Origin of the sequence: Paracoccus aminophilus JCM 7686 (assembly GCF_000444995.1) — a bacterium.
Taxonomy (GTDB): Bacteria; Pseudomonadota; Alphaproteobacteria; order Rhodobacterales; family Rhodobacteraceae; genus Paracoccus; species Paracoccus aminophilus.
Genome location: NC_022049.1, coordinates 203,274 through 223,827 on the forward strand (window position 1 = coordinate 203,274; position 20,554 = coordinate 223,827).

Sequence of the window (20,554 nt, forward strand, 5' to 3'; positions counted from 1 at the left end):
CTGCGAGGCGGTTTTGTCGCGCGCATGCGGCATTTTGAGAGAGCCTAGCACTTTGCGGGCAAGCCTGCGCATATCCGATTTCATGGACCCGTGATGCAGGTTGCCGCACAGCGCCCGCACAGCACCCACACAGCGTGCTTTAGGGAATATTCCCGCAGATCCCACGCCGAAAAGAGAAAAAAGCCATTGCGCGACTCACGTCCCTGAATTGCAATCCTCTGTTCGCGTTATGTGATATATCCAGAGCCAGACAGGGCTATCATTGTCCTTGGACACGAAACCGTCATCTGGGGCTTTTCCGGGCCGGTTTTGGCAATGCGCATGGGGAAAACCATGCCAAACTCACCGCAGTTTTCTCCAGCACGGAGCTTTGACATGTCTTACCGCCGCACCTTCCTGAGCAAGACCCTCGCCGGGGTTGCAGCCCTTGCCCTGACCGCGCTGCCGGTTCTGGCCGAAGATGCCAAGCCGCTGCGTTCGGCCATCGACAGCACCTTCGCCCCCCATGCGATGCCCAAGATCGAGGGCGGGCTCGAAGGCTTCAACATCGACGTGGTGCAGGAAATCTCCAAGCGCATCGGCCAGCCGATCGAGGTCGAGGGCGCGCAATTCGCGGGCCTGATCCCGGCGCTGCAAGCGGGCACCTATGACTTCCTGACCGCCGTGGTCACGATCACCCCCGAACGCGCCGAGCAGCTTTTGTTCATGGAGGGCTTCGTTGACGCCGATTACGCTTTCGTCACGCTGAAAGATGCAGCCCCGATCACCTCGCTCGATGATCTCAAGGGCAAGAAGATCGCAGTGCAGAAGGGCTCGATCTACGAGAAATTCCTCAATGACAAAGCCGCCGAGATGGGCTGGGAAGTGACTTCGTTTGCGACCTCGACCGATGGCATTCAGGCGGTGATCGCGGGCCGCGCCGACGCCTCGATCTCGGCGAATACGGTGGTGGCTTGGGCGGTCAAGAACAACCCGCGCCTCACGAATGCCTATGTCTATGAGACCGGCATGGTCTGGTCGATGCCTTTCCGCCACGACAGCGTGGCGCTGCGCGACAAGATGGAAGGCGCGCTCGAATGCATGAAGCACGACGGCACGCTCACCAAGATCTATGAGCATTGGTTCGGGGTGCCGCCGAAAGCGGGTTCGTCCACCGTCACCATCTTCCCGGGCTATGGCGCCCCCGGCACGCCCGGCTATGACGCCACCCCGCACGAGCTGAAATGCTGAGCGGGGCCGATCCGGCGCGCCCGCTGATCGAGGCGCGCGGCATCCGCAAAAGCTACGGCGATCTTGAGATCCTCAAGGGCGTCGATCTGACCGTCCATCAGCGCGAGCTGGTCTTTCTGCTTGGCCCTTCGGGGTCAGGCAAATCGACCCTTTTGCGCTGCTGCAACCTCTTGGAACAGCCGACCGGCGGCAGTCTCAAGGTCGAGGGCGTCGATATGCTTTCGCCCGCGACCGACATCAACAAGATGCGTCAGCGCATCGGCATGGTCTTTCAAAGCTTCAACCTCTACCCGCATCTGACGGTCAGCGGGAATGTCACTTTGGCTCTGCGCAAGGTGCTGAAAATGAGCCGCGACGAGGCCGAGGCGCGCGCGCTGGCCAACCTCAAGCTCGTCGGCATGGACCATAAGGCCGACAGCTTCCCAAGCCAGCTTTCGGGCGGCCAGCAGCAGCGCGTCGGCATCGCGCGATCCTTGGCTTTGGAGCCGAGCGTGATCCTGATGGACGAGCCGACCTCGGCGCTGGACCCTGAACTGGTTGGTTCAGTTCTGGCCGTCATCAAGGAGCTGCGCGACCGTGGCATGACCATGGTCATCGCCAGCCACGAGATGAACTTTGCCCGCGAAGCTGCTGACAAGGTTCTCTTTCTCGACGGCGGCGTCATTGTCGAGGAAGGCACGGCCGAGCAGATTTTCACCAATGCCCGCGAAGAGCGCACGCGGCGTTTCCTCAGTCAGGTGAGGCACTGAGATGGAGCAGATCACCGCGCCCCTCTCGGCGCCGATGTCGGGCTGGGACCGTTTCGTCTTCACCTTTCTGAACGCCGATGTCGCCTCGCGCTATTGGGTGGAAATCGCCAGCGGTCTGGGCGTCACTTTGCTTGCCGGGGGCGCGGTGGTCGTGACCGGGATCGGCGGCGGCGCGGCTTTGGCTGCCGTGCGGTCGCTCGAACGCAAATGGCTGAATGTCCCGATCATGATCTATGTGGACATTTTCCGCGCGATCCCGCCGCTCGCGCTGATCCTCGTTCTCTTCTTCGGCCTGCCGAATATCGGGATCATGCTGCCGAGTTTCGTCGTCTTGTGGCTCTCGCTCAGCCTCGTGCTCGCGGCCTTTTGCGAAGAGGTCTTCTGGGCGGGGATCACCGCAGTCAACAAGGGGCAATGGCAGGCGGCGCGCTCGACCGGGCTGACCTTCGGGCAGACGCTCTTCTGGGTGATCTTTCCCCAAGCCGTGCGGCTCGCGATCCCGCCTTTGACCAATCGCACGATCTCGATCACGAAGAACCTCGCGCTCGGCAGCGCCATCGGCATGAACGAGATCCTTGGCCGCGCCAATGCCGCTTTGTCGATGTCGTCGAATGCGACGCCCTTGACCATCGGGGCCGCACTTTACGTGCTGATCTTCATCCCGCTCATCATCGCCTCGCGCCGGCTGGAGCGCCGCTATGCCTGGGGAGGTCACTGATGGAGACGCTCTATCAGGAATTCTTCAACCTCGAGATCATGCGCAAAGTCCTGCCCATGATCCTCGCCGGGCTGAAGCAGACCGCGTTTCTCTGCGTGATGCTGATCCCGATCGGCCTCATCAGCGGGATTTTCTCGATGCTCGGCGCCACGTCCGAACGGCGCTGGATCCGCTGGCCCTCGATCGTCTTCATCGACTTTTTCCGCGCCTTCCCGCCCTTGGTGCTGATCATTTTCGTCTATTCCGGCATTCCCTTTCTCGGGCTGCAGGTTCCGGCGATGGCGGCGATTGCTGTGGCGTTTTTGCTCAATTCCGCGAGCTATTACGGCGAGATCTACCGCGCGGGGATGAAATCCGTGCCCAAGGGCCAGCGCGAAGCGGCACGCTCGACCGGGCTGTCGGCGTTCCAAACCTTCATTTACGTCACCTTCCCGCAAGCAGTGCGAAACGTCCTGCCCGATCTGTTGTCGAATACGGTCGAGCTGGTGAAGCTCACGACTTTGGCCAGCGTGATCTCGGTCCCCGAGCTCTTGCATTCCGCCGATCTGGCGCGTTCGCTGACCTATAACACCTCGCCGCTGATCCTCGCCGCAGCGATCTATCTGGTCGTGCTCTGGCCGGTGATGCGTCTGGTCTCGCGGCTGCAAAACCGCCTGAGCTGAGGCGATGGAGGCCCGCCAGCTTGCGCAATTCCTGATGGCTTGCCAATGCGCGAGCCATCAAGAGGCGGCGCTAGCGGCGGGCGTCTCGCGCTCAACCCTCAGCGAGGCGATTGCCGGGCTTGAGGCCGAGCTCGGCCTCACGCTTTTTCGCCGGAGTGGCCGCGCGATCCTGCCCGGCCCGGCGGGGCGCTGGCTTTTCCAGGAGGCCGCCGATCTGCTCGGCCTGATCGAGGCCTTGGCGCGTTTCCCGGGCGCGGCGCAGCCCCTGCGCATCGTCTCGCCTTTGCGCTTCATGTTCGGGCGGCTCTACCGCGCCTCGGTGCCTGCGGCGCGCGCGCTGAATGCGCAATCCCCCGCGATCCTGCCGCGCATCCGCTTTGCCTCGCCCTATGCGGCGGGGCTCGATGTCGCGGGGGGCTATGACGATGCCGATCTGCGGCTCGCCTATGCCGATCTGACCGCGCCGGGCGATGTGTTTCTCTTCGATGACGACTGGGTCGCAGTCGAGGGCGGCACCGGCGACGGCCCGCCCGAGATCTGGCTGCCGCCCTTGCCCGAGGGCGAAAGCGCGCGCATCCGCGATTATTGCCGCGCGAACGGGTTGCCCGATCCCGCCCCGGTCGAGGAGGACGTCGGCGTTCTCGCGCGGCTCGGCCAAGCGCGGGCGCGGACATGGTTGCTCGCGCCCTATAGTCTGGTGGCGCATGGCGTCGCGGGGGGCGCGCTGCCGGTTCACCGCCTGACGCCGCCTTTGACGAGCCCAGTCATGGCGCAGGTGCTGAGCCGCGAGCCCGCGACCATGGCCGCCGCTGAGGCCTTCATCGCCCTGATCCGCGCCCGCATCGACCTGCCGCCCGAGCCGCAGCTTTTCGCCCCCGCCTTTACCCTGCGCGATCTGGTTGCGGTGGATCGGCTTGCGAAAACCGGCAACACCACCCGCGCCGCGCGCCATCTCAACATCACCCAGCCCGCGCTCTCGGCCGCCTTGGCGCGGGTCGAAGAAACGCTTGGCCGCCCGCTCTTCCGCCGCCACAGTCGTGGCGTCACCCCCGTTGATCCCGCGCTTGATCTGATCGCCGAGATCGCCGCGCGCATTGCGGGCATCACGCAAGAGGCGCGCCATGTTGCCTTGCAAGAGCGCCAGGAGGTGGTGATCGGCCATAGCGCCGCGGCGATGCTCTGCCCTGAAATCGCAGGGAAAATGGCGGATGGGCTCGCCGAATGGCAGCGGCTTTTGCCCGGCGTCAAGCTGCGGCTGATCGAGGCCCCGGCGCGCAGGCTCGATCTGATGCTGCGCGCGGGCGAGCTGGGCATTGCGATCTTTGACGCGCCCGAAGGCGCCGGGCCGGGGCAAAGGCTTTGCGCTTTGGGGCGGCTTTGCCAGATCGGCACCGGCGCGCTGGTCCTGCCCGCCGAGGATGAGGGCATCGCGATGCTTTCCGGTCTGCGCAGTGGGGTTCAGGGCGCGAGCCTGCCGCTGTGCGCGGCACTGGCGCGCGCGGGCGGCGCGACGCTTTTGCCCGAACGGCTGGCGCGCGCCTTGGCCCCGGATCTGCCCGCGCATGCGCTTCAGCCCGCGCGCGCGATGATCCTGCGGACCTCTGTGACCACCGACCGCAGTCTCGGCGAGGCAGAGCAGCTTTTGCTGTCCTGCCTGCGGCGCGCTTTTGCTGGCGATGACGCGTCCGATCAGGCGGCGCGATAACGCCCGAGATGCGCCTCGACGCCGCCGAACACCTGCTCATCCACGGTCAGCCGCTTGACCAAAGGGGCGGTCGCGCTTTCCTCGGTCATGCCGATGCCGCCGTGAAGCTGAACCGCCTCGCGCGCGATCAGCCCGCCCGAAGTCACCGCCTGCACCCAAGCCGCATGAGCGAGCTGCGCCGCGCGCGGGTCTTGGGCATCGAGCGCGCGGGCGGCGGCACCGGATAGCGCGCGCGCCTCTTCCAGCGCGATCGAGAGATCCACCATGCGGAACTGGATCGTCTGGAAGGACCCTAAAGCCTGCCCGAACTGCCGCCGCTCGCGCATATAGGCCAAAGTCATCTCGTAAAGCGCGCCCATCGCGCCGGTCGCATCGGCGGCGGCGGCGGAAAGCGCGCGGGCGAGCGCCAAGGGCAGGGCCTCGGCCCCGCCCGCGATCACCGTGCCCGCATCGACCGGCGGCACGGTCCAGATGGCGCGGCCATCGATCATCTGGCGCGCCGGGCCGGGCAGGGGGGCGAGACGCAGCGCGCCCGAGCCGTCAAGCATCAGCACCTGAGTGGCGCCCTCGGGACCAAACGCGGTAAAGGGCAGGCCCGCGTGATCGGGGCGGGCATCGAGCAGATTGCCCGAAACCGCGACCCGCGCCGCGCCCGCACTCACCTGCGTGCCCAGATCGGTCCCGGCGAGCAGCAAGGGCACCAGAACGCACTCAAGCGCCGGGGTGGCTTGAAGCCCCGCGCGGCCAATCTCAGTCGCAATCGCGGCCTCGCCCTGCGCGCCAGCTTCCGCCCCTCCTTGGGCCTCAGAGAGCCCCGCGCCGATCAGCCCCAGTTCGGCGAGACCCGGCAGCGGATCGGTGCCCTTGGCCTCATCGGCAAAGCGCGCCACGGATCGGGCCAGCACCTCGAGATCGCTTTTTTCCATCATCGCGGCCATCCCTATCTCAGCCCCAAAACCTGTTTCGACAAGATCATGCGCTGCACCTCATTCGAGCCGCCCCAGATCGTCACTTTGCGCAGATTGAGCCAAGCGGCCATTGCGCCCTGCGCTTGGGCGTCCTCACCCGGAGCCTCGCCCTCAAGGAAAGCCTCGTCATGGACGAGCGCGCGCCGCCCGAAGAGATCGAGCCGCAGCCGCGACAGATCCTGCGCGATTTCGGTGCCCCGGATCTTGAGCCGCGAGGCTTCCGGCCCGGGTTTTCCGCCTGCTTCTGAGGCGGCAAGCAGCGCCAGTTCCATCTCCTCCAAAGCCAGCAGCGCGATCTCGATCCGGGTCAGGCGGTTCAGGAAGGTGATGTCGTCAAGCCGCCCCATTGCCGCCGCATCCTCGCGGATCTCGCCCAAAATCCGGCGCGAGCGCGCTGCGCCCGACATCGAAAACCGCTCATATTCCAGCAGGAACTTGCCGTAGCCCCAGCCCGCGCCTTCGGTACCGACCAGATTTTCGACCGGCACGCGCACCTCGTCGAAAAAGACCTCGTTGAATTCGGCCTCGCCGTCCAAGGTCTTGATCGGGCGCACGGTGATGCCCGGCGTCTTCATGTCGATCAGAAGGAAACTGATGCCCTCCTGCGGACGCGCGCCCTTGGCGGTGCGCACCAGCGCGAACATCCAATCGGCCCAATGCGCCCAGGTCGTCCAGATCTTCTGGCCGTTGACGACGTAATGATCGCCCTCGCGCCGGGCCGAGGTGCTGAGGCTCGCCAGATCCGAGCCCGCGCCCGGCTCGGAATAGCCCTGACACCAGAAGGTCCGGTTCTCGCGGATATCGGGCAGGAAGCGCGCGCGTTGGGCGTCATTGCCGAAGGCATGAATGACCGGCCCCGCCATGCTGATCCCGAACTGACAGGGATGGGGGGCCGGGATCGCGCCATATTCGCGCTCGAAGAGATAGCGCTGCACCGGGGTCAGACCGGGGCCGCCCATCTCGCGGCTCCAGCCGATCGCGTAGAAATTGCGCGCGGCCAGCACCTCCTGCCAGCCGGTCAGATCGTCGCGGGTCAGGCGGATGTTTTGGCGCACTTTCTGGGCGAGATCCGCCGGCAGGCGCGCGCGCAGCCACGCGCCCGCCTCTGCGGCAAAGGCGCGATCGGCCTCGGTGATGGTCAGGGTCATCGTCTCTCCTCAGATGATGTTTTGCGCGCGAAGGCGGGTGATGTCGGCGGCGGACAGGCCCAGAAGATCGGCCAGAACCGCAGGCCCATCCGCGCCGAGATCGGGCGCGGGCGCGGTCTCTCCCCGCGCGAGACCGGCGAAATGGGCGGGCTGTTCGGGGATGAGCAGGGGGCCGAGCCGGGGATGGTCGTGCCGGGTCAGAAGGCCGCGGTGCTGCGCCTGCGGGCTGAGGGCGGCCTCATCGACGCCAAGAATGCGCGCGGCGGGCACGCCTTTCGCGCTCAGATGGGCCACGACCTCGGCGGCGGGGCGGGCGCGGGTCCAGCCCTCGATCTCGAGGCGCAGCGCCTCGGCATGGTGGCGGCGCAGGGCATCCGAGGCAAAGCGCGGGTCGTCCAGCAGCGCGGGGCGCGCGATCGCATGGGCAAGGGTTTGAAAAAGCGCGCGATTGGCGACCGCGATCATCACCTTTTCGTCGCGCGCCCGATAGGCGCCGAAAGGAGCCGAGAGCGGATGGGCATCGCCGCTTGGCTGCGGGCGCTGCCCGCTTTGCTGCCAGCCCGCAAGCGCGGTCGGCAACAGGCTGAAAAGCGCGTCAAACATCGCAATGTCGATCGCCGCCCCCGCGCCGGTGCGGGCGCGGCGCAAAAGCGCCGCCGTAATCGCCTGCGCCGCATAAAGCCCCGCAACGGTGTCGCCGATGGAATCGCCCACCAGCACCGGATCGCGGCCCGGCTCTCCGGTGACGCTCATCAGCCCGGACATCGCCTGCGCGATCACATCATAAGAGGGCAGGGCCGAGAGCGGCCCGCTTTGGCCAAAGCCCGAGATCGCGCAATGGATCAGCCGGGGGTTCTCGGCGCAGAGCCGCGCGGCGTCGATGCCCAGACGCGCAGCGACGCCGGGGCGGAAATTCTCGATCACCACATCGGCGCGCCGCGCCAGCGCCTGCGCCAGATCGCGCCCTTCGGGCTGGCGCAGATCGAGCATCAGGCTTTCCTTGCCGCGGTTGAGCATGTGGAAATTCACGCTTTCGCCCGCCCGCGCCGCGCCCATCTGGCGCTGGTCATCGCCCTCGGGCGGCTCGATCTTGATGATGCGCGCGCCCTGATCGGCAAGCAGCGCGGTGCAAAACGGCCCCGCCACCACCCGCGAGAAATCGAGGATGGTAATCCCGGCAAAGGGGCGCGGATCAGAGGCGGTCTCGCTGGTCATGGGCTAAGACTGTCCCAATTTCGCGCGCGCGTGAAATCGCGACTTCCGAATAAAGTGATAAATATTTCCGAACATCAGATGAGCTCTTGCGCCGCCCCTGTTCGGGCCATGATATATCCCGATCAACCATTGCGGCAGTTCATGGATATCCTGACCCTTACCCTCGTCGATGCGATCTTCCGCAACCGTGGCGTGCGCCAAGCCGCGCGGGCCGAGGGGCGTTCGCCTTCGACCGTCAGCTCGGCGCTCTCGCGGCTCGAGGCGGCGATTGCCGTGCCGCTGATCCGCCGACAGGGCACGACCTTCATCCTGACGCTTGAGGCGGAACGCCGCGCGCCGATGCTGGCCCAGACCGTCGCGAGCATTCAGGCGCTGCTGGAAACCGCCGCGCCGGGTCGGGCCGAAGTGCCGCAGATCAGCATCGAGGCGCTGACCCGCTTTTCGGTGACCGCGCATCGCGGCAGCATCCGGGGCGCGGCGCGCTCTTTGGGGATCGGCCAGCCACAGCTCACGCGGCAATTGGGCGATTTCGAGCGGCGGCTCGGGGCCGAGCTTTTGGCGCGCACGGCCTCTGGCGTCACCCTGACCGCGACGGGGCGCGCGCTTTTGCCCCATGCCGAGGCGGTGGTGACGGGGTGGGAGACGATGGCGCGCGCCGCCTCGGACCGCTTCAAGCGCGACATCAGCACCTGGCGTCTGGGCACGGTGATGCCTTTGGGTCATGAAAGCTCGATCGCGCGGATGCTGTCCAATCTCACCGCGCATTGGGCGCGCGAACAGGCGCGCCACCCGCTGCTGATCTCCAGCCATACCGCCGATGAGCTGATGCTGGGGCTGAAGACGCGGCGCTTTGATCTCGTCGTCATCGACCATGTGAAGATCCCGCGCGATTTCTTCTGGGCCGAGATTTCCAGCGCGCCTTTGGCCTTGGTCGGCGACGCCGGGGTGATGGCGTCCGAGCCCTCGATCCCAGAGCTCTTGCGGAAATATCCGCTGGCTCTGCCCAGCCTGCAAAGCGGCATCCGCCAAGAGGCGATGCGGTTTTTGGAAGCGACGCTTGGCCCCGAGGCCGCGAATATCCCGATCATCGAGGTCGATTCGATCCCCGTGATCATCAATCTCGTGGCCGATCACCGTTATATCTCGATCCTGCCGCAGCCCTCGCTGGTGCGGCTGCCGTTTTCCTTCCGCCACATCAGCCTTGCGCCCGACCATCTCCAGCGGCTGGTGCTGGCCTGGCGGCGCAGCGGCCTGCCCGATGGGCTGATCGAGGCGGTGCGCCATTCGGTGCTGACCGATGAGGCGACGAGCAAGGCGACCGAGGCCGAGAACCCGCCCGCGCGATAGCCCGCGAGACGGTGTTCGGCACTTGGGATATGCCTGAGAGACAGGGCCGGGATTATCGTTTTCCCATCCGGCCCGCCTTGGAGGCCGCAAAAGCGATGGATGCCATGTCAGATTTCGATCTCGTCCTTTCCGGAACTGTCGTGCTGCCCGAGCGGCAAATCGAAAACGGCCATGTCTGCGTGCGCGACGGCAAGGTCGCTTTGGTCGCGCAGGGCTCTGCCCCCGCCGCGCGCGAGCGCCATGACTTGGGCGAGGCGCTGATCCTGCCCGGCGCGATTGACGCGCAGGTCCATTCGCTGAGCCAGAAGGGCACCGAGGATTTCATCTGGTCGACCCGCGCCGCAGCCGCAGGCGGCGTCACCACCATCGTCGATATGCCCTATGACGAGGGCAATCTGGTGTGCTCGGCCGAAGCCGTGCGCCGCAAGGCCGATCACGCCGGCGCGCAGGCCCGCGTCGATTTCGCGCTTTACGGCACGATCGACCCCGAGGAAGGCCCGACCCGCATCGCCGAACAGGCGCAAGCCGGGGTCGCGGGCTTCAAATTCTCGACCTTCGGCACCGATCCCAAACGCTTCCCGCGCATCCCCGCGCCGCTGATGGCCGCGTGCTTTGCCGAAGTCGCCAAGACCGGGCTGGCCGCTGGCGTGCATAATGAAAACGACGAATATGTGCGTTGGGCGATGGATCAGGTGAAGGCCTCGGGCGTCACCGATTACCGCGCGCATGGCATGTCGCGCCCGCCGCTGACCGAGCTGCTCGCGATGGCCGAGATCTATGAGATCGGCGCCCATACCGGCTGCCCGGCCCATGTCGTTCACTGCTCGCTGCCACGCGGCTATGAGATCGCGGCGAGCTACCGCGCGCAGGGCTATCAGGCGACGGTCGAATGTCTGATCCATTATCTGATGCTCGACGAGGAGGTGGACGCCAAGCGCCTTGGCGGGCGCTCGAAATGCAACCCGCCCTTGCGCCCGCGCGCCGAGGTCGAGGGGCTCTGGCGTCAGATCACCGAGGGCAATGTCACGCTTCTCTCGACCGATCACGTCAGCTGGTCTCTGGACCGCAAGACCGATCCCGACATGCTGAAAAACGCCTCGGGCCTGCCGGGGCTGGAAACCATGATCCCGCTTTTCGTCAAAGGCGCGCTTGAACGCGGCGTGCCGCTGACCTGGGCCGCGCGTCTGATGGCTGCCAATCCCGCGCGCCATTTCCGCATTGACCACGTCAAGGGCGCGCTGACCGTCGGGCGCGACGCCGATATCGTCGTGCTGACGCCCGAGCCCTTCACCGTCGATACCGCCAAGACCGGCAACAGCGTCTCGGGCTGGTCGCCTTTCGACGGGATGGAGCTGCCCTGGCGCGTCGCCGCGACCTATTCGCGCGGCGATCTGGTCTTTGACGGCAGCCGCGTCGTCGCCGAGCCCGGTCGCGGCCAATGGATCCGCCCCGACCGCGCCATCCCCTTCGACGCAGGCCGCCCGTGAGCGCGCCGGTGAGTGGCGCGGCGCTCAGCAATCTGCGCATCGACACCGCCCGCCTTGGCGCAGATCTCGCGGCTTTGGCCGAGATCACCGAGCCGGGCCGTCCGTGGACGCGCCGCGCCTTCACGCCGAAATTCCTCGAAGGCCGCGCTTGGCTTGAGGGCCGGATGCAGGCGGCGGGGTTGACCACGCGCATTGATGCGGCGGGCAATCTCATCGGGCGGCTGGCGGGCAAGACCTCGGGCGCGGGCGTCTTGATGGTCGGCTCGCATTCCGACACCGTGCCCGATGGCGGCCGCTTTGACGGGATCGCGGGGGTTCTCGCCGGTCTCGAGATCGCGCGTGCGGTGCAGGATCAGGGCATTACCTTCGCGCATGACCTTGAAATCGTGGATTTTCTGGCCGAAGAGGTCTCGATCTTCGGCGTGTCTTGCGTCGGCAGCCGCGGGCTCTCGGGGCAGCTTCCCGAGGATTGGCTGAGCCGTATCGCGGACGGTCGCGATCTGAAAGCCGCGATTGCCGAGGCGGGCGGCGCGATTGAAGAGGCCACGCCCCGCGCCGATGTGAAGGGCTTTCTCGAGCTGCATATCGAGCAAGGTCCGGTCCTTGAGGCCGAGGGCCTGCCGATTGGCGTTGTCACCGCGATTGCCGGGATCACCCGCGTTCTGGTGACCGTCGCGGGCCGCCCCGATCATGCGGGCACGACGCCGATGAACGCGCGCCAAGATGCGCTGATCCCCGCCGCCGAGCTGGTGCTGGCGATCCGCGCCAAGGCCGATGCCTTGGCCGCAGGTCCGGGCCATTTCACCGCCACGGTGGGCGAGTTCCGCATGGAGCCCAATGCCGCCAATGTCGTCCCCGCGCGGGTCGAGATGCTGATTGACGCGCGGGCATCCGAGCGCGCCGATATGGAGGCGTTTCTGGACTGGCTCGGCACCGAGGGCGCGCGCCACGGCGCCGAGGTCAAGGTGCTTTCCGACAATCCCCCGAAACCCAGCCATCCGGCGGTCTGCGATCTGCTGGAAGCGGCGGCGGAAAAGCTTGGGGCTGGACATCGCCGCATGGTATCCGGGGCAGGGCATGACGCCGCCTGGATGGGGCGGATCGCGCCGACCGCGATGGTCTTTGTGCCCTGCGCGGGCGGGCGCAGCCATTGCCCCGAGGAATGGGCCGAGACCGGGGATATCGCCCTTGGCGCGGCTGTGATGCTGGAAACGCTGATCGAAATGGACCGTCTGGTCCCGGTAATCGCTTAAAGGAGTTTGGCCATGGGACGTATTCTGGTCGAAAAAGATGTCGAGGCTGCGGTCAAGGGCGGCTCGATCTATGCGGCGGGCGGCGGTGGCTGGTCGGATCATGGCCGGATGCTGGGCCTTGCGGCGGTGAATGCCGGTCAGCCCGAGCTGGTTTCCATCGACGAGCTGGACGAGCAGGACTGGGTCGCGACGGCGGCGGCGATTGGCGCGCCTGCCTCGACCACGCCTTGGGAGATGCGCGGCGTCGATTACATCAAGGCGGTGCAGATGCTGCAGGACGCTTTGGGCGAGCGCGTCGCGGGCCTGATCATCGGGCAGAACGGTAAAAGCTCGACCCTGAACGCCTGGCTGCCCTCGGCAATCCTTGGCACGAAAGTCGTCGATGCGGTCGGCGATATTCGCGCCCATCCGACCGGAGACATGGGCTCGATCGGGATGGCCGGTTCGCCCGAGCAGATGATCCAGACCGCCGTCGGCGGCAACCGCGCCGAGAACCGCTATATCGAGCTGGTGGTGCGCGGCGCGACCGCGAAGATCTCGCCGATCCTGCGCACGGCCTCCGATATGTCGGGCGGCTTTATCGCCTCCTGCCGCAATCCGCTGCGCGCCTCTTATGTGCGCCAGAATGCGGCGCTTGGCGGGATTTCGATGGCGCTGGCTTTGGGCGAGGCGATCATTCAGGCCGAAAAATCCGGCGGTCACGCGGTCATTGACGCGATCTGCAAGACCACCGGCGGCCATATTCTGGCCGAGGGCGTCATCACCCGCAAAGCCGTCGTCTATACGCCCGAGGCGTTCGACGTGGGCACCGTCACCATCGGTTCGGGCGACAGCGCGAAAGTGCTGCATGTGATGAACGAATATATGGCCGTCGACAGCGCCGAGGGCACGCGCCTTGCGACCTTCCCCTCGGTGATCACCACGCTCTCGCCCGAGGGCGAGGCGCTGAGCGTCGGCCAGCTGCAAGAAGGCATGAAGATCTTCGTGCTGCATGTCCCGAAAGAGATCATCCCGCTCTCGGCCTCGGTGCGCGACGCCTCGGTCTATCCGCCGGTCGAAAAGGCCATGGGGATCGAGATCGCCCGTTACGCGCTCGACTGAGCCACCCTTCCGGGCGGTCGCATCAGGCCGCCCCCCGTTTTCGTGAAAGGAACCGCCATGCCGCGTCCCAATCCGCGCCACCCGAATTTCCCGATCCCCTCGGGCCCCGAACTCCGCGCCAAAGGCTGGCGGCAAGAGGCGCTGCTGCGCCTCTTGGAAAACGTCCTCGCCGTGGGCGAAGACCCCGAAAATCTCGTGGTCTATGCCGCCCTTGGCCGCGCCGCCCGCAACTGGGAGGCCCATGCCGGGATCGTCAAGGCGCTAACCGAAATGGGCGAGGATCAGACGCTGCTTGTCCAGTCGGGCAAGCCGGTCGGTCTTTTGAAAACCCATGCCAAAGCGCCTTTGGTCATCATGGCCAATTGCAACTTGGTCGGCCAATGGGCCAAGGCCGAATATTTCTATGACCTGCAAAAGAAGGGCCTGATCTGCTGGGGCGGGCTGACGGCGGGCTGCTGGCAATATATCGGCAGCCAAGGCGTCATTCAGGGCACCTATGAGATCTTCATGCGCATCGCCGAAAAGCGCTTCAATGGCTCGCTCGCCGGGCGCTTCATCCTGACCGCAGGCATGGGCGGCATGGGCGGCGCGCAGCCTTTGGCCGGGCGCATGGGCGGGGCGGCGACCTTGGTTGTCGATATCGACCCCGAGCGCGCCAAGATGCGCAAGGAGATCGGCTATCTCGAGACCATCGCCAGCGATCTCGACGAGGCTTTGGCGCTGATCGCCAAGGCGGTCGAGGAAAAGCGCGCGACCTCGGTCGGGCTGGTTGCCAATGCGGCGGACGTTTACCCCGAGATCCTGCGTCGCGGCGTGATCCCCGATATCGTGACCGACCAGACCTCGGCCCATGATCTGGTTTACGGCTATGTCCCGCGCGGCCTTAGCCTCGAGGAAGTGCGCCGGATGCGCGAAGAGGATCCGACCGCGCTGATGGCGCTGTCGCGCGCCTCGATCGTGCCGCATGTCGAGGCGATGCTCGGCTTTCAGAAGGCCGGGGCAGAGGTCTTCGACAACGGCAACCTCATCCGTACGCAGGCCAAAGAGGGCGGCGTCACGAACGCCTTCGACATCCCGATCTTCACCGAGGCCTATCTGCGCCCGCTCTTCTGCCGTGCGATCGGCCCCTTCCGCTGGATGGCGCTGTCGGGCGAGGAAAGCGACATTGCCCGCATCGACGACCTGCTGCTCGAAATGTTCGCCGACAACAAGATCGTCACGAACTGGATCAGCCTTGCCCGCCAGAACGTGCCGTTTGAGGGCCTGCCCTCGCGCATTGCTTGGCTGGGTCATGGCGAGCGCACGCGGCTTGCGCTTCGCGTCAACGAGCTCGTGGCCAGCGGCGAGCTGAAAGGCCCGGTCGCCTTCTCGCGCGATCACCTCGACGCGGGCGGCATGGCGCATCCGAATATCATGACCGAGAATATGAAGGACGGCTCGGATGCGATTGCGGACTGGCCGCTTCTCGATGCGATGCTGATGTGCTCGTCGATGGCCGATCTCGTGACGATCCATTCGGGCGGCGGCGGCTATGCCGGCTATATGACGAGCTGCGGCGTGACCATCGTCGCCGATGGCACCGAAGAGGCCGCGGCGCGCATTGACCACGCGATCACCAATGACACCTCGATCGGCGTGATCCGCTATGCCGATGCGGGCTATGAGGAGGCGCTGGACGAGGCAGAGAAGGCCAAGATCGGCCATATCAAGCTGTAAGCGGCCCGCGCCTCAGCCGATCCGCAAGACCGAAAGACCGCGCCCTCAGGCGCGGTCTTTTCCGGTGATGCGATGGGCATCGGGCACGGTATGGCGGCGCGCGATCTCATGGGCGCGCCCGGCATCGCCCGCGCAGATCGCGGCGAGCAAGGGCTCGTGCAGGTCGATGATTGCCTGCGGCTCGTCATAGAAATCATCGGCCATGCGCAGGAACAACAGCGCCGGACCCTCGAGCCTGCGATAAAGATCCTGCAAGCGCCGACTGCCCGACAAAGCAATGACCGTGCGGTGAAAAAGCAGGTCGAGCTCCAGAAGCTTGCGGCGCTGACGCGCGGCTGCCGCCTGCCGCATCTGTTCCATCACCCCTGAAAGCCGCGCCTTGCCCGCCTCGTCAATGCGCTGCGCCGCAAGCTCTGCGCCAAGCGATTCCAGCGTGTCGCGCAGGATGGAAATATCGCTGATGTCTTCCTCGGTGACCGAGATCACGAAATTCCCGCGCCGGGGCCGGTGCTCGACCAGACCATCGGCCTGCAGATATTTCAGCGCGCCGCGGATCGTGCCCTGAGACACGCCAAAGCGCTCGGCCAGCTCCATTTCCACCAAACGCTCGCCCGGTTTGAACACCCCGGTCAGGATCGCATCCTGCAAGGTGGCGGCGGCCTCTGCTTCGAGGCTGGGGCGGGTGAGACTGAAGCCCTCATCTGACAGCATCGGCATTCCTTGTTCTAATCTGGCCTTGTTCTGATCCGGCCGTGTTCTGATCCGGCCGTGTTCTGATCCGGGCTTCTGGTGGCCCAGCCTTCTTGTGGTCCGGCGCCTGATTAGAGCCAGCCGCCCGGGCTGTCACTTGGCACCGAGATGAATTTTCTTGCGAAGTCGGGGCTCCAAACGAACAGAAAGGACCCGTTGCATTTATTATTGATAATCATTAATCGAGAAAAGAACAACTGACGACCCGAGGAGACGGAAATGAGCGGTGTGTTTTCCAGAGATTTCGCGGCCGAGATGCCGCTGGTGGATCATGCCGAGGGCGTCTGGATCCAGACCGTGGACGGGCAGCGCTATCTCGACGGGATGGGCAGCGCCGGGGTGATCGGGATCGGTCATGGCCGCACCGAGATCTATGAGGCGCTGGCCGGGCAGGGCACCAAAGTATCCTATGTCTATACCGCCTCTTTCACCCATCCCTGGCAGGAAGAGCTGTCGAAATCCATGCTCTCGGTCGCGCCCGAGGGCATGTCGGCGGTCTATTTCGTCTCGGGCGGCTCTGAGGCCAATGAAACCGCGCTCAAGCTCGCCCGCCAGTATCACGTCGAGCGCGGCGAGCCGACGCGCCACAAGATGCTGGCGCGCTGGCAGAGCTATCATGGTGTGACGATTGCGACATTGTCGCTGTCGGGGCGGACCTCGTGGCGCGCGCCCTATGACCCCTATATGCTGCCGGTGGTCCATGTCTCGCCGCCCTATAATTACCGCTGCACGATCTGCGGCGGCGAGGGCGATTGCACCGATCATTGCATCGAGGAACTCGAGCGCACCATCCTGCTCGAAGGGCCGGAAACCATCTCGTGCTTCTTTGCCGAAACCATCATCGGCACCACCGCCTCGGGCGTGACGCCGGGGCCGGACTATTACCGCCGCGTGCGCGAGCTTTGCGACCGCTACGGCATCCTCTTCATCTGCGACGAGGTGCTGATGGGCTATGGCCGGGTCGGGCGGCCCTTTGCCATCGAGGATTGGGGCATCACCCCCGATATGATCACCTGCGGCAAGGCGATCGGCTCGGGCTATGCGCCTTTGGGCGCGGTCATCGTCTCGGAAAAGATCGCGGGCTTTTTCCGCGAGGGCCGGCGCCGCTTCGTCCATGGCTTCACCTATAGCGGCCATGCGATGTCGTGTTTCGTCGGCCAGAAGGTCTTTGAGATCATGAAGCGCGAGGATCTCTTCCGCCGCCCCGGCCGCATCGGCGCCTATCTGCACGAGCGTCTGGGCGCGCTGCAACAGCGCCATGAGATGATCGGTGATCTGCGCGGGCGCGGCCTTTATGCGGGGCTCGAATTCGTCGCCGATCGCCAAAGCCGCGCGCCTTTCGCCCCCGAGCAACAGATCACCACGCGGCTCGTCTCTATGATGCGCGAGCGGGGCGTGATCGTCGGTGGCGGCGTGCCGGGCGCCAATTACGGCAAGGGCGGCGATCACATCCAGATCAGCCCGCCCTTCATCATTACCGAGGCCGAGATCGACACGCTGACCGGCGCTCTTGACGAGGTTCTGACTGTTCTTGGACAAGAGCCGCGGATGCTGGCCGCCGAATAAGCGGCCCGCACCCTGACGCTGACGAAAGACCCTAGAAAGACCCCGAGACCACTCTCGACAAACCACTTAAAAAACACTGACCAACAGGAGATGCAGCAATGAAAAAAATACTCACCGCATCGCTTTTCGCTTTTCTCGCCGCCGGAGCGGCTCAGGCGGAGGTGACCATGCGCATTGGCGGCGCGGGCTCGGATGCGAGCCCCGACACCAAGGCGATGGAGGTCTTTGCCGATAAGCTGAAAGAGCGCGTGGGCGACAAGATCACGGTCGAGCTCTTCCCGAATTCGCATCTGGGCACCGTCGACGAGATGGTCGAGCAGGTGAAGGGCGGCGTGCTCGAATGCATGTATGAAAGCGTGGGCGTGCTCGGCTCGTTCCACCCGGCGGCGAATATCGAAGGCGTCGCCTATGTCTACCGCGACGAGGACCATTTCTTCCGCATCTGGCGCGGCCCGGTCGGCAAGGAGATCCTCGATTCCATCGCCAATGACGCCGGTTTCCGCGTGATCGGCCCGGCCTTCCACGGCTTCCGCGACATGCTGACGAATGCGCCGATCACCAAGGTCGAAGATCTCGAAGGGCTGAAAATCCGCGCGCCGGGCATTCCGGCCTATATCGAATCGATCCGCGCGCTTGGCGCAAACCCGGCGACCGTGGCCTTTGAAGAGGTCTATGCCGCGCTGCAAAGCCATGTCGTTGACGGGGTCGAGCAGCCGCTGACCGCGATCAAGGACAAGCGTTTCTATGAGGTGGTGAAAAACCTCGCGCTGACCAATCACATGGCCGAAACCATGGGCTTCATGTGCAATGCCGATTGGTTCAACGGGCTGGACGAGGCCGACCGGGGCGCGATCGAGGCTGCCGCGACCGACAGCGCCGATTGGTATCGCGGCTATACCGCCGACAGCCAGTCGAAGCTTCTGGCCGAGTTCGAGGCCGAAGGCGTGACCGTCACCCGTCCCGATCTTGCGCCCTTCATCGCCAAGGCGGCGACGGCCTCTTATGATCCGGCGCTGCAGCCGATCATCGACAAGGTCCGTGCGGTCGAGTGAACCGCCTCGCGCGCCTCCGCCCCCGGAGGCGCAACCCTTTCCGCCGGAGAACTCCCTTGTCCAAAGCCCTGACCCTTATCGGCAGCGCCTTGCGCGGACTTTTGGCCGCGATCGTCATCTGCGCATTGTTTTTCATCGTCGTGCTCGTCTTCTATCAGGTCGTCACCCGCTATGTGACCGGCACCGCGACGCCCGAGCTGGCCGAGATTGCCCGCTTCCTCTTCATCTGGCTGGTCTTTGCCGGATCGGCCTGGCTCATCAGCCGCGGCGATCTGATCGCCATCGACTTCTTTTCCGCGCAGGCGGGCAGGGGCGGCAAGCGCACCCTGCGCATCTTCGCCGATCTGTGCACCGCAGCCTTTCTGGTCGCGCTGATCAGCTATTCGGGAAAGCTGCTTGATGTGGTCGCGATCAAACACGCGCCCGCAACCGGCATTCCCTACCGCTGGGTCTATCTGGCGCTGCCGGTCTTTGCCGTCTCGGGCATCTTTTTCGTGATCGAGCGGCTGGTGACCACCGGCTTTTTCGCGCGTCCCAGCGCCATCTCAGACAAAGCCGGAGACTGATCCATGTTGATGCTTCTGACACTTGCGATCATTCTTTTTGCGCTGATGTTTCTGGCGGTGCCGATCGCCATCGCGCTTGGCATTGCCTCGGTCGCGATCATCCTGATCTGGGGCACGCCGGGCTTTGTGCTGGCCCAGAAGATGGTGAACGGGATCGATTCCTTCCCGCTTCTCGCGGTGCCTTTCTTCATCCTGGCCGCCGCGATCATGAATTCGGGCGGGATCACCACGCGGATCGTCGATCTCTTGGGCTCGCTCATGGGGCGGCTGCGCGGCAGCTCTGGCACCGTCAACGTCGGCACGAATATCTTCCTCGCGGGGATTTCGGGCTCGTCGGTTGCCGATGCCTCGGCCACCGGCGCGCTGATGATCCCCGAGATGAAGAAAGAGGGCTATAGCGGCGCTTTCGCCGCCGCTTTGACCGCGACCGCCGCGCTTTTGGGTCCGATCCTGCCGCCCTCGATCCCCTTGGTGATCTATGGCGTGATTGCCGATGTCTCGATCATGAAGCTCTTCGTCGGCGGCTATCTGCCCGCGCTGATGGTGGCTTTCGCGCTGATCTTCTACGTCAATCTCTATGCCGCGAAAAAGGGTCTGCCGCGCCGTGGCCGTCAGGGCGGTGCCGAGATCTGGCGCAAGTTCAAAGGCGCGGTCTGGGCGATGTCGATGCCGATCCTGCTGCTGGTCGGCGCGCGCGGTGGCTTTTTCACCATCACCGAGATCGGCGCGGTTCTTGTCGTCTATGCGCTCTTCGTCGGCTGGGTGATCCACCGCGAGTTTCGCTGGAGCAAGCTGCCCGCGATCTTGCTCGATGCCGGAATGCAGACCGCCAATATCATGCTCGTGGTCGCGACCTCGTCTTTCGTGGCCTATCTCATGGTGGTCCATGGCGTGCCGAAGGATCTGTCGCGCTGGATCCAGGAGGCGCATCTCTCGCCGGTGGTCTTCCTGCTGCTGATCAACGTGATCCTGCTTCTGGCCGGCGCCTTCCTCGACTCGACGCCCGCGACGATCATCATCGTCCCGATCGTGCTGCCCTCAGCCATGGCGCTTGGCATCGACCCAGTCCATTTCGGCCTGATCGTTGTCGTCAACCTGATGATCGGCCTGATCCATCCGCCGATGGGGCTGAACCTCTTGATCACGCAGGCCATCGCCAAAGAGCCAATGGGCGCGATCCTGAAAGAGAGCATTCCTCTGCTCGGGATCATGCTGGCCATCCTGCTGCTGATCACCTTCGTCCCGGCAACCGTGCTCTGGCTGCCAAGCGTGATGGGGCTCTGAGCCCCGCAGAGCCGACAACCAAAGCCACAACCAACCC

18 protein-coding genes are annotated in these 20,554 nt (G+C 65.2%); 14 read left to right on the forward strand and 4 right to left on the reverse strand.

All coding sequences use genetic code 11. From position 1 onward, the window contains the following. Positions 1-375 precede the first annotated feature (375 nt). The 5 genes from JCM7686_RS19060 to JCM7686_RS23645 are packed head-to-tail and all read left to right on the forward strand — an operon-like array spanning position 376 to position 5,064. Positions 376-1,230 carry a transporter substrate-binding domain-containing protein gene (locus tag JCM7686_RS19060; protein WP_041528150.1) on the forward strand — a complete coding sequence of 285 codons (855 nt, stop codon included), beginning with the start codon at positions 376-378 and terminating at the stop codon, positions 1,228-1,230. Then, positions 1,224-1,979, forward strand: coding sequence for an amino acid ABC transporter ATP-binding protein (locus JCM7686_RS19065; protein WP_020952357.1), 756 nt, complete (start codon positions 1,224-1,226; stop codon positions 1,977-1,979). Before JCM7686_RS19060 ends, JCM7686_RS19065 begins: the two co-directional genes overlap by 7 nt. A 1-nt stretch (position 1,980) precedes the next feature. Continuing rightward, positions 1,981-2,697 carry an amino acid ABC transporter permease gene (locus JCM7686_RS19070; RefSeq protein WP_236635907.1) on the forward strand — a complete coding sequence of 239 codons (717 nt, stop codon included), beginning with the start codon at positions 1,981-1,983 and terminating at the stop codon, positions 2,695-2,697. Next, positions 2,697-3,359, forward strand: coding sequence for an amino acid ABC transporter permease (locus tag JCM7686_RS19075; protein WP_020952359.1), 663 nt, complete (start codon positions 2,697-2,699; stop codon positions 3,357-3,359). Before JCM7686_RS19070 ends, JCM7686_RS19075 begins: the two co-directional genes overlap by 1 nt. Before the next feature lie 4 nt (positions 3,360-3,363). After that, on the forward strand, positions 3,364-5,064 hold the full coding sequence (locus tag JCM7686_RS23645; protein WP_020952360.1) for a LysR family transcriptional regulator: 1,701 nt from the start codon (positions 3,364-3,366) through the stop codon (positions 5,062-5,064). On the opposite strand, the gene JCM7686_RS23650 is transcribed toward JCM7686_RS23645, so the two are convergent. Genes JCM7686_RS23650 through JCM7686_RS19095 form a run of 3 tightly spaced genes read right to left on the reverse strand, consistent with a single transcriptional unit; the run spans position 5,049 to position 8,395 of the window. Continuing rightward, positions 5,049-5,993 carry an acyl-CoA dehydrogenase family protein gene (locus JCM7686_RS23650; RefSeq protein WP_158442382.1) on the reverse strand — a complete coding sequence of 315 codons (945 nt, stop codon included), beginning with the start codon at positions 5,991-5,993 and terminating at the stop codon, positions 5,049-5,051. The two genes, JCM7686_RS23645 and JCM7686_RS23650, sit on opposite strands and share 16 nt — an antisense overlap. A gap of 11 nt (positions 5,994-6,004) precedes the next feature. After that, positions 6,005-7,180 carry an acyl-CoA dehydrogenase family protein gene (locus JCM7686_RS19090; protein ID WP_020952362.1) on the reverse strand — a complete coding sequence of 392 codons (1,176 nt, stop codon included), beginning with the start codon at positions 7,178-7,180 and terminating at the stop codon, positions 6,005-6,007. Between the two features lie 9 nt (positions 7,181-7,189). Then, the gene (locus tag JCM7686_RS19095; RefSeq protein WP_020952363.1) at positions 7,190-8,395 is read right to left on the reverse strand and encodes a CaiB/BaiF CoA transferase family protein; all 1,206 of its coding nucleotides are present in this window, start codon (positions 8,393-8,395) and stop codon (positions 7,190-7,192) included. Between the two features lie 141 nt (positions 8,396-8,536). On the opposite strand from JCM7686_RS19095, the gene JCM7686_RS19100 reads away from it, so the two are divergent. The 5 genes from JCM7686_RS19100 to JCM7686_RS19120 all read left to right on the forward strand — a co-directional run bounded on the left by JCM7686_RS19100 (position 8,537) and on the right by JCM7686_RS19120 (position 15,299). After that, positions 8,537-9,742 (forward strand): LysR family transcriptional regulator, encoded by a 1,206-nt coding sequence (locus JCM7686_RS19100; protein ID WP_020952364.1) that lies wholly within the window; start codon positions 8,537-8,539, stop codon positions 9,740-9,742. 104 nt (positions 9,743-9,846) lie between these two features. Beyond that, entirely contained in the window at positions 9,847-11,229 is a 1,383-nt protein-coding gene (locus tag JCM7686_RS19105) for a dihydroorotase (RefSeq protein ID WP_041528226.1), read from the forward strand. Beyond that, positions 11,226-12,482 carry a Zn-dependent hydrolase gene (locus JCM7686_RS19110; protein WP_236635908.1) on the forward strand — a complete coding sequence of 419 codons (1,257 nt, stop codon included), beginning with the start codon at positions 11,226-11,228 and terminating at the stop codon, positions 12,480-12,482. Before JCM7686_RS19105 ends, JCM7686_RS19110 begins: the two co-directional genes overlap by 4 nt. A 12-nt stretch (positions 12,483-12,494) precedes the next feature. Then, complete coding sequence (locus JCM7686_RS19115) at positions 12,495-13,583, forward strand: DUF917 domain-containing protein (protein WP_020952367.1); 1,089 nt, start codon at positions 12,495-12,497, stop codon at positions 13,581-13,583. 57 nt (positions 13,584-13,640) lie between these two features. Beyond that, a complete protein-coding gene (locus tag JCM7686_RS19120) occupies positions 13,641-15,299 on the forward strand; it encodes a urocanate hydratase (protein ID WP_020952368.1) in 1,659 nt (552 codons plus the stop codon). A gap of 45 nt (positions 15,300-15,344) precedes the next feature. Here JCM7686_RS19120 and JCM7686_RS19125 read toward each other — a convergent pair whose 3' ends face one another. After that, a complete protein-coding gene (locus JCM7686_RS19125; protein ID WP_020952369.1) occupies positions 15,345-16,010 on the reverse strand; it encodes a GntR family transcriptional regulator in 666 nt (221 codons plus the stop codon). Positions 16,011-16,268: 258 nt separating this feature from the next. On the opposite strand from JCM7686_RS19125, the gene JCM7686_RS19130 reads away from it, so the two are divergent. The 4 genes from JCM7686_RS19130 (at position 16,269) to JCM7686_RS19145 (ending at position 20,517) form a co-directional block, all read left to right on the forward strand. Then, positions 16,269-17,615: an aminotransferase family protein gene (locus tag JCM7686_RS19130; RefSeq protein ID WP_020952370.1), complete on the forward strand. Its 1,347-nt coding sequence runs from the start codon at positions 16,269-16,271 to the stop codon at positions 17,613-17,615. A gap of 98 nt (positions 17,616-17,713) precedes the next feature. Then, positions 17,714-18,667 carry a TRAP transporter substrate-binding protein gene (locus JCM7686_RS19135; protein ID WP_041528152.1) on the forward strand — a complete coding sequence of 318 codons (954 nt, stop codon included), beginning with the start codon at positions 17,714-17,716 and terminating at the stop codon, positions 18,665-18,667. Positions 18,668-18,723: 56 nt separating this feature from the next. Continuing rightward, positions 18,724-19,233 carry a TRAP transporter small permease gene (locus JCM7686_RS19140; RefSeq protein ID WP_041528153.1) on the forward strand — a complete coding sequence of 170 codons (510 nt, stop codon included), beginning with the start codon at positions 18,724-18,726 and terminating at the stop codon, positions 19,231-19,233. A 3-nt stretch (positions 19,234-19,236) separates the two neighbouring features. Continuing rightward, positions 19,237-20,517: a TRAP transporter large permease gene (locus tag JCM7686_RS19145; RefSeq protein ID WP_020952373.1), complete on the forward strand. Its 1,281-nt coding sequence runs from the start codon at positions 19,237-19,239 to the stop codon at positions 20,515-20,517. Positions 20,518-20,554: the final 37 nt, after the last annotated feature.

Coding starts and splice junctions, on each gene's coding strand:
- JCM7686_RS19060 (WP_041528150.1), top strand. CDS start 376: ATGTCTTACCGCCGCACCTTCCTGAGCAAGACCCTCGCCGGGGTTGCA.
- JCM7686_RS19065 (WP_020952357.1), top strand. CDS start 1,224: ATGCTGAGCGGGGCCGATCCGGCGCGCCCGCTGATCGAGGCGCGCGGC.
- JCM7686_RS19070 (WP_236635907.1), top strand. CDS start 1,981: ATGGAGCAGATCACCGCGCCCCTCTCGGCGCCGATGTCGGGCTGGGAC.
- JCM7686_RS19075 (WP_020952359.1), top strand. CDS start 2,697: ATGGAGACGCTCTATCAGGAATTCTTCAACCTCGAGATCATGCGCAAA.
- JCM7686_RS23645 (WP_020952360.1), top strand. CDS start 3,364: ATGGAGGCCCGCCAGCTTGCGCAATTCCTGATGGCTTGCCAATGCGCG.
- JCM7686_RS23650 (WP_158442382.1), bottom strand. CDS start 5,993: ATGATGGAAAAAAGCGATCTCGAGGTGCTGGCCCGATCCGTGGCGCGC.
- JCM7686_RS19090 (WP_020952362.1), bottom strand. CDS start 7,180: ATGACCCTGACCATCACCGAGGCCGATCGCGCCTTTGCCGCAGAGGCG.
- JCM7686_RS19095 (WP_020952363.1), bottom strand. CDS start 8,395: ATGACCAGCGAGACCGCCTCTGATCCGCGCCCCTTTGCCGGGATTACC.
- JCM7686_RS19100 (WP_020952364.1), top strand. CDS start 8,537: ATGGATATCCTGACCCTTACCCTCGTCGATGCGATCTTCCGCAACCGT.
- JCM7686_RS19105 (WP_041528226.1), top strand. CDS start 9,847: ATGTCAGATTTCGATCTCGTCCTTTCCGGAACTGTCGTGCTGCCCGAG.
- JCM7686_RS19115 (WP_020952367.1), top strand. CDS start 12,495: ATGGGACGTATTCTGGTCGAAAAAGATGTCGAGGCTGCGGTCAAGGGC.
- JCM7686_RS19120 (WP_020952368.1), top strand. CDS start 13,641: ATGCCGCGTCCCAATCCGCGCCACCCGAATTTCCCGATCCCCTCGGGC.
- JCM7686_RS19125 (WP_020952369.1), bottom strand. CDS start 16,010: ATGCTGTCAGATGAGGGCTTCAGTCTCACCCGCCCCAGCCTCGAAGCA.
- JCM7686_RS19130 (WP_020952370.1), top strand. CDS start 16,269: ATGAGCGGTGTGTTTTCCAGAGATTTCGCGGCCGAGATGCCGCTGGTG.
- JCM7686_RS19135 (WP_041528152.1), top strand. CDS start 17,714: ATGAAAAAAATACTCACCGCATCGCTTTTCGCTTTTCTCGCCGCCGGA.
- JCM7686_RS19145 (WP_020952373.1), top strand. CDS start 19,237: ATGTTGATGCTTCTGACACTTGCGATCATTCTTTTTGCGCTGATGTTT.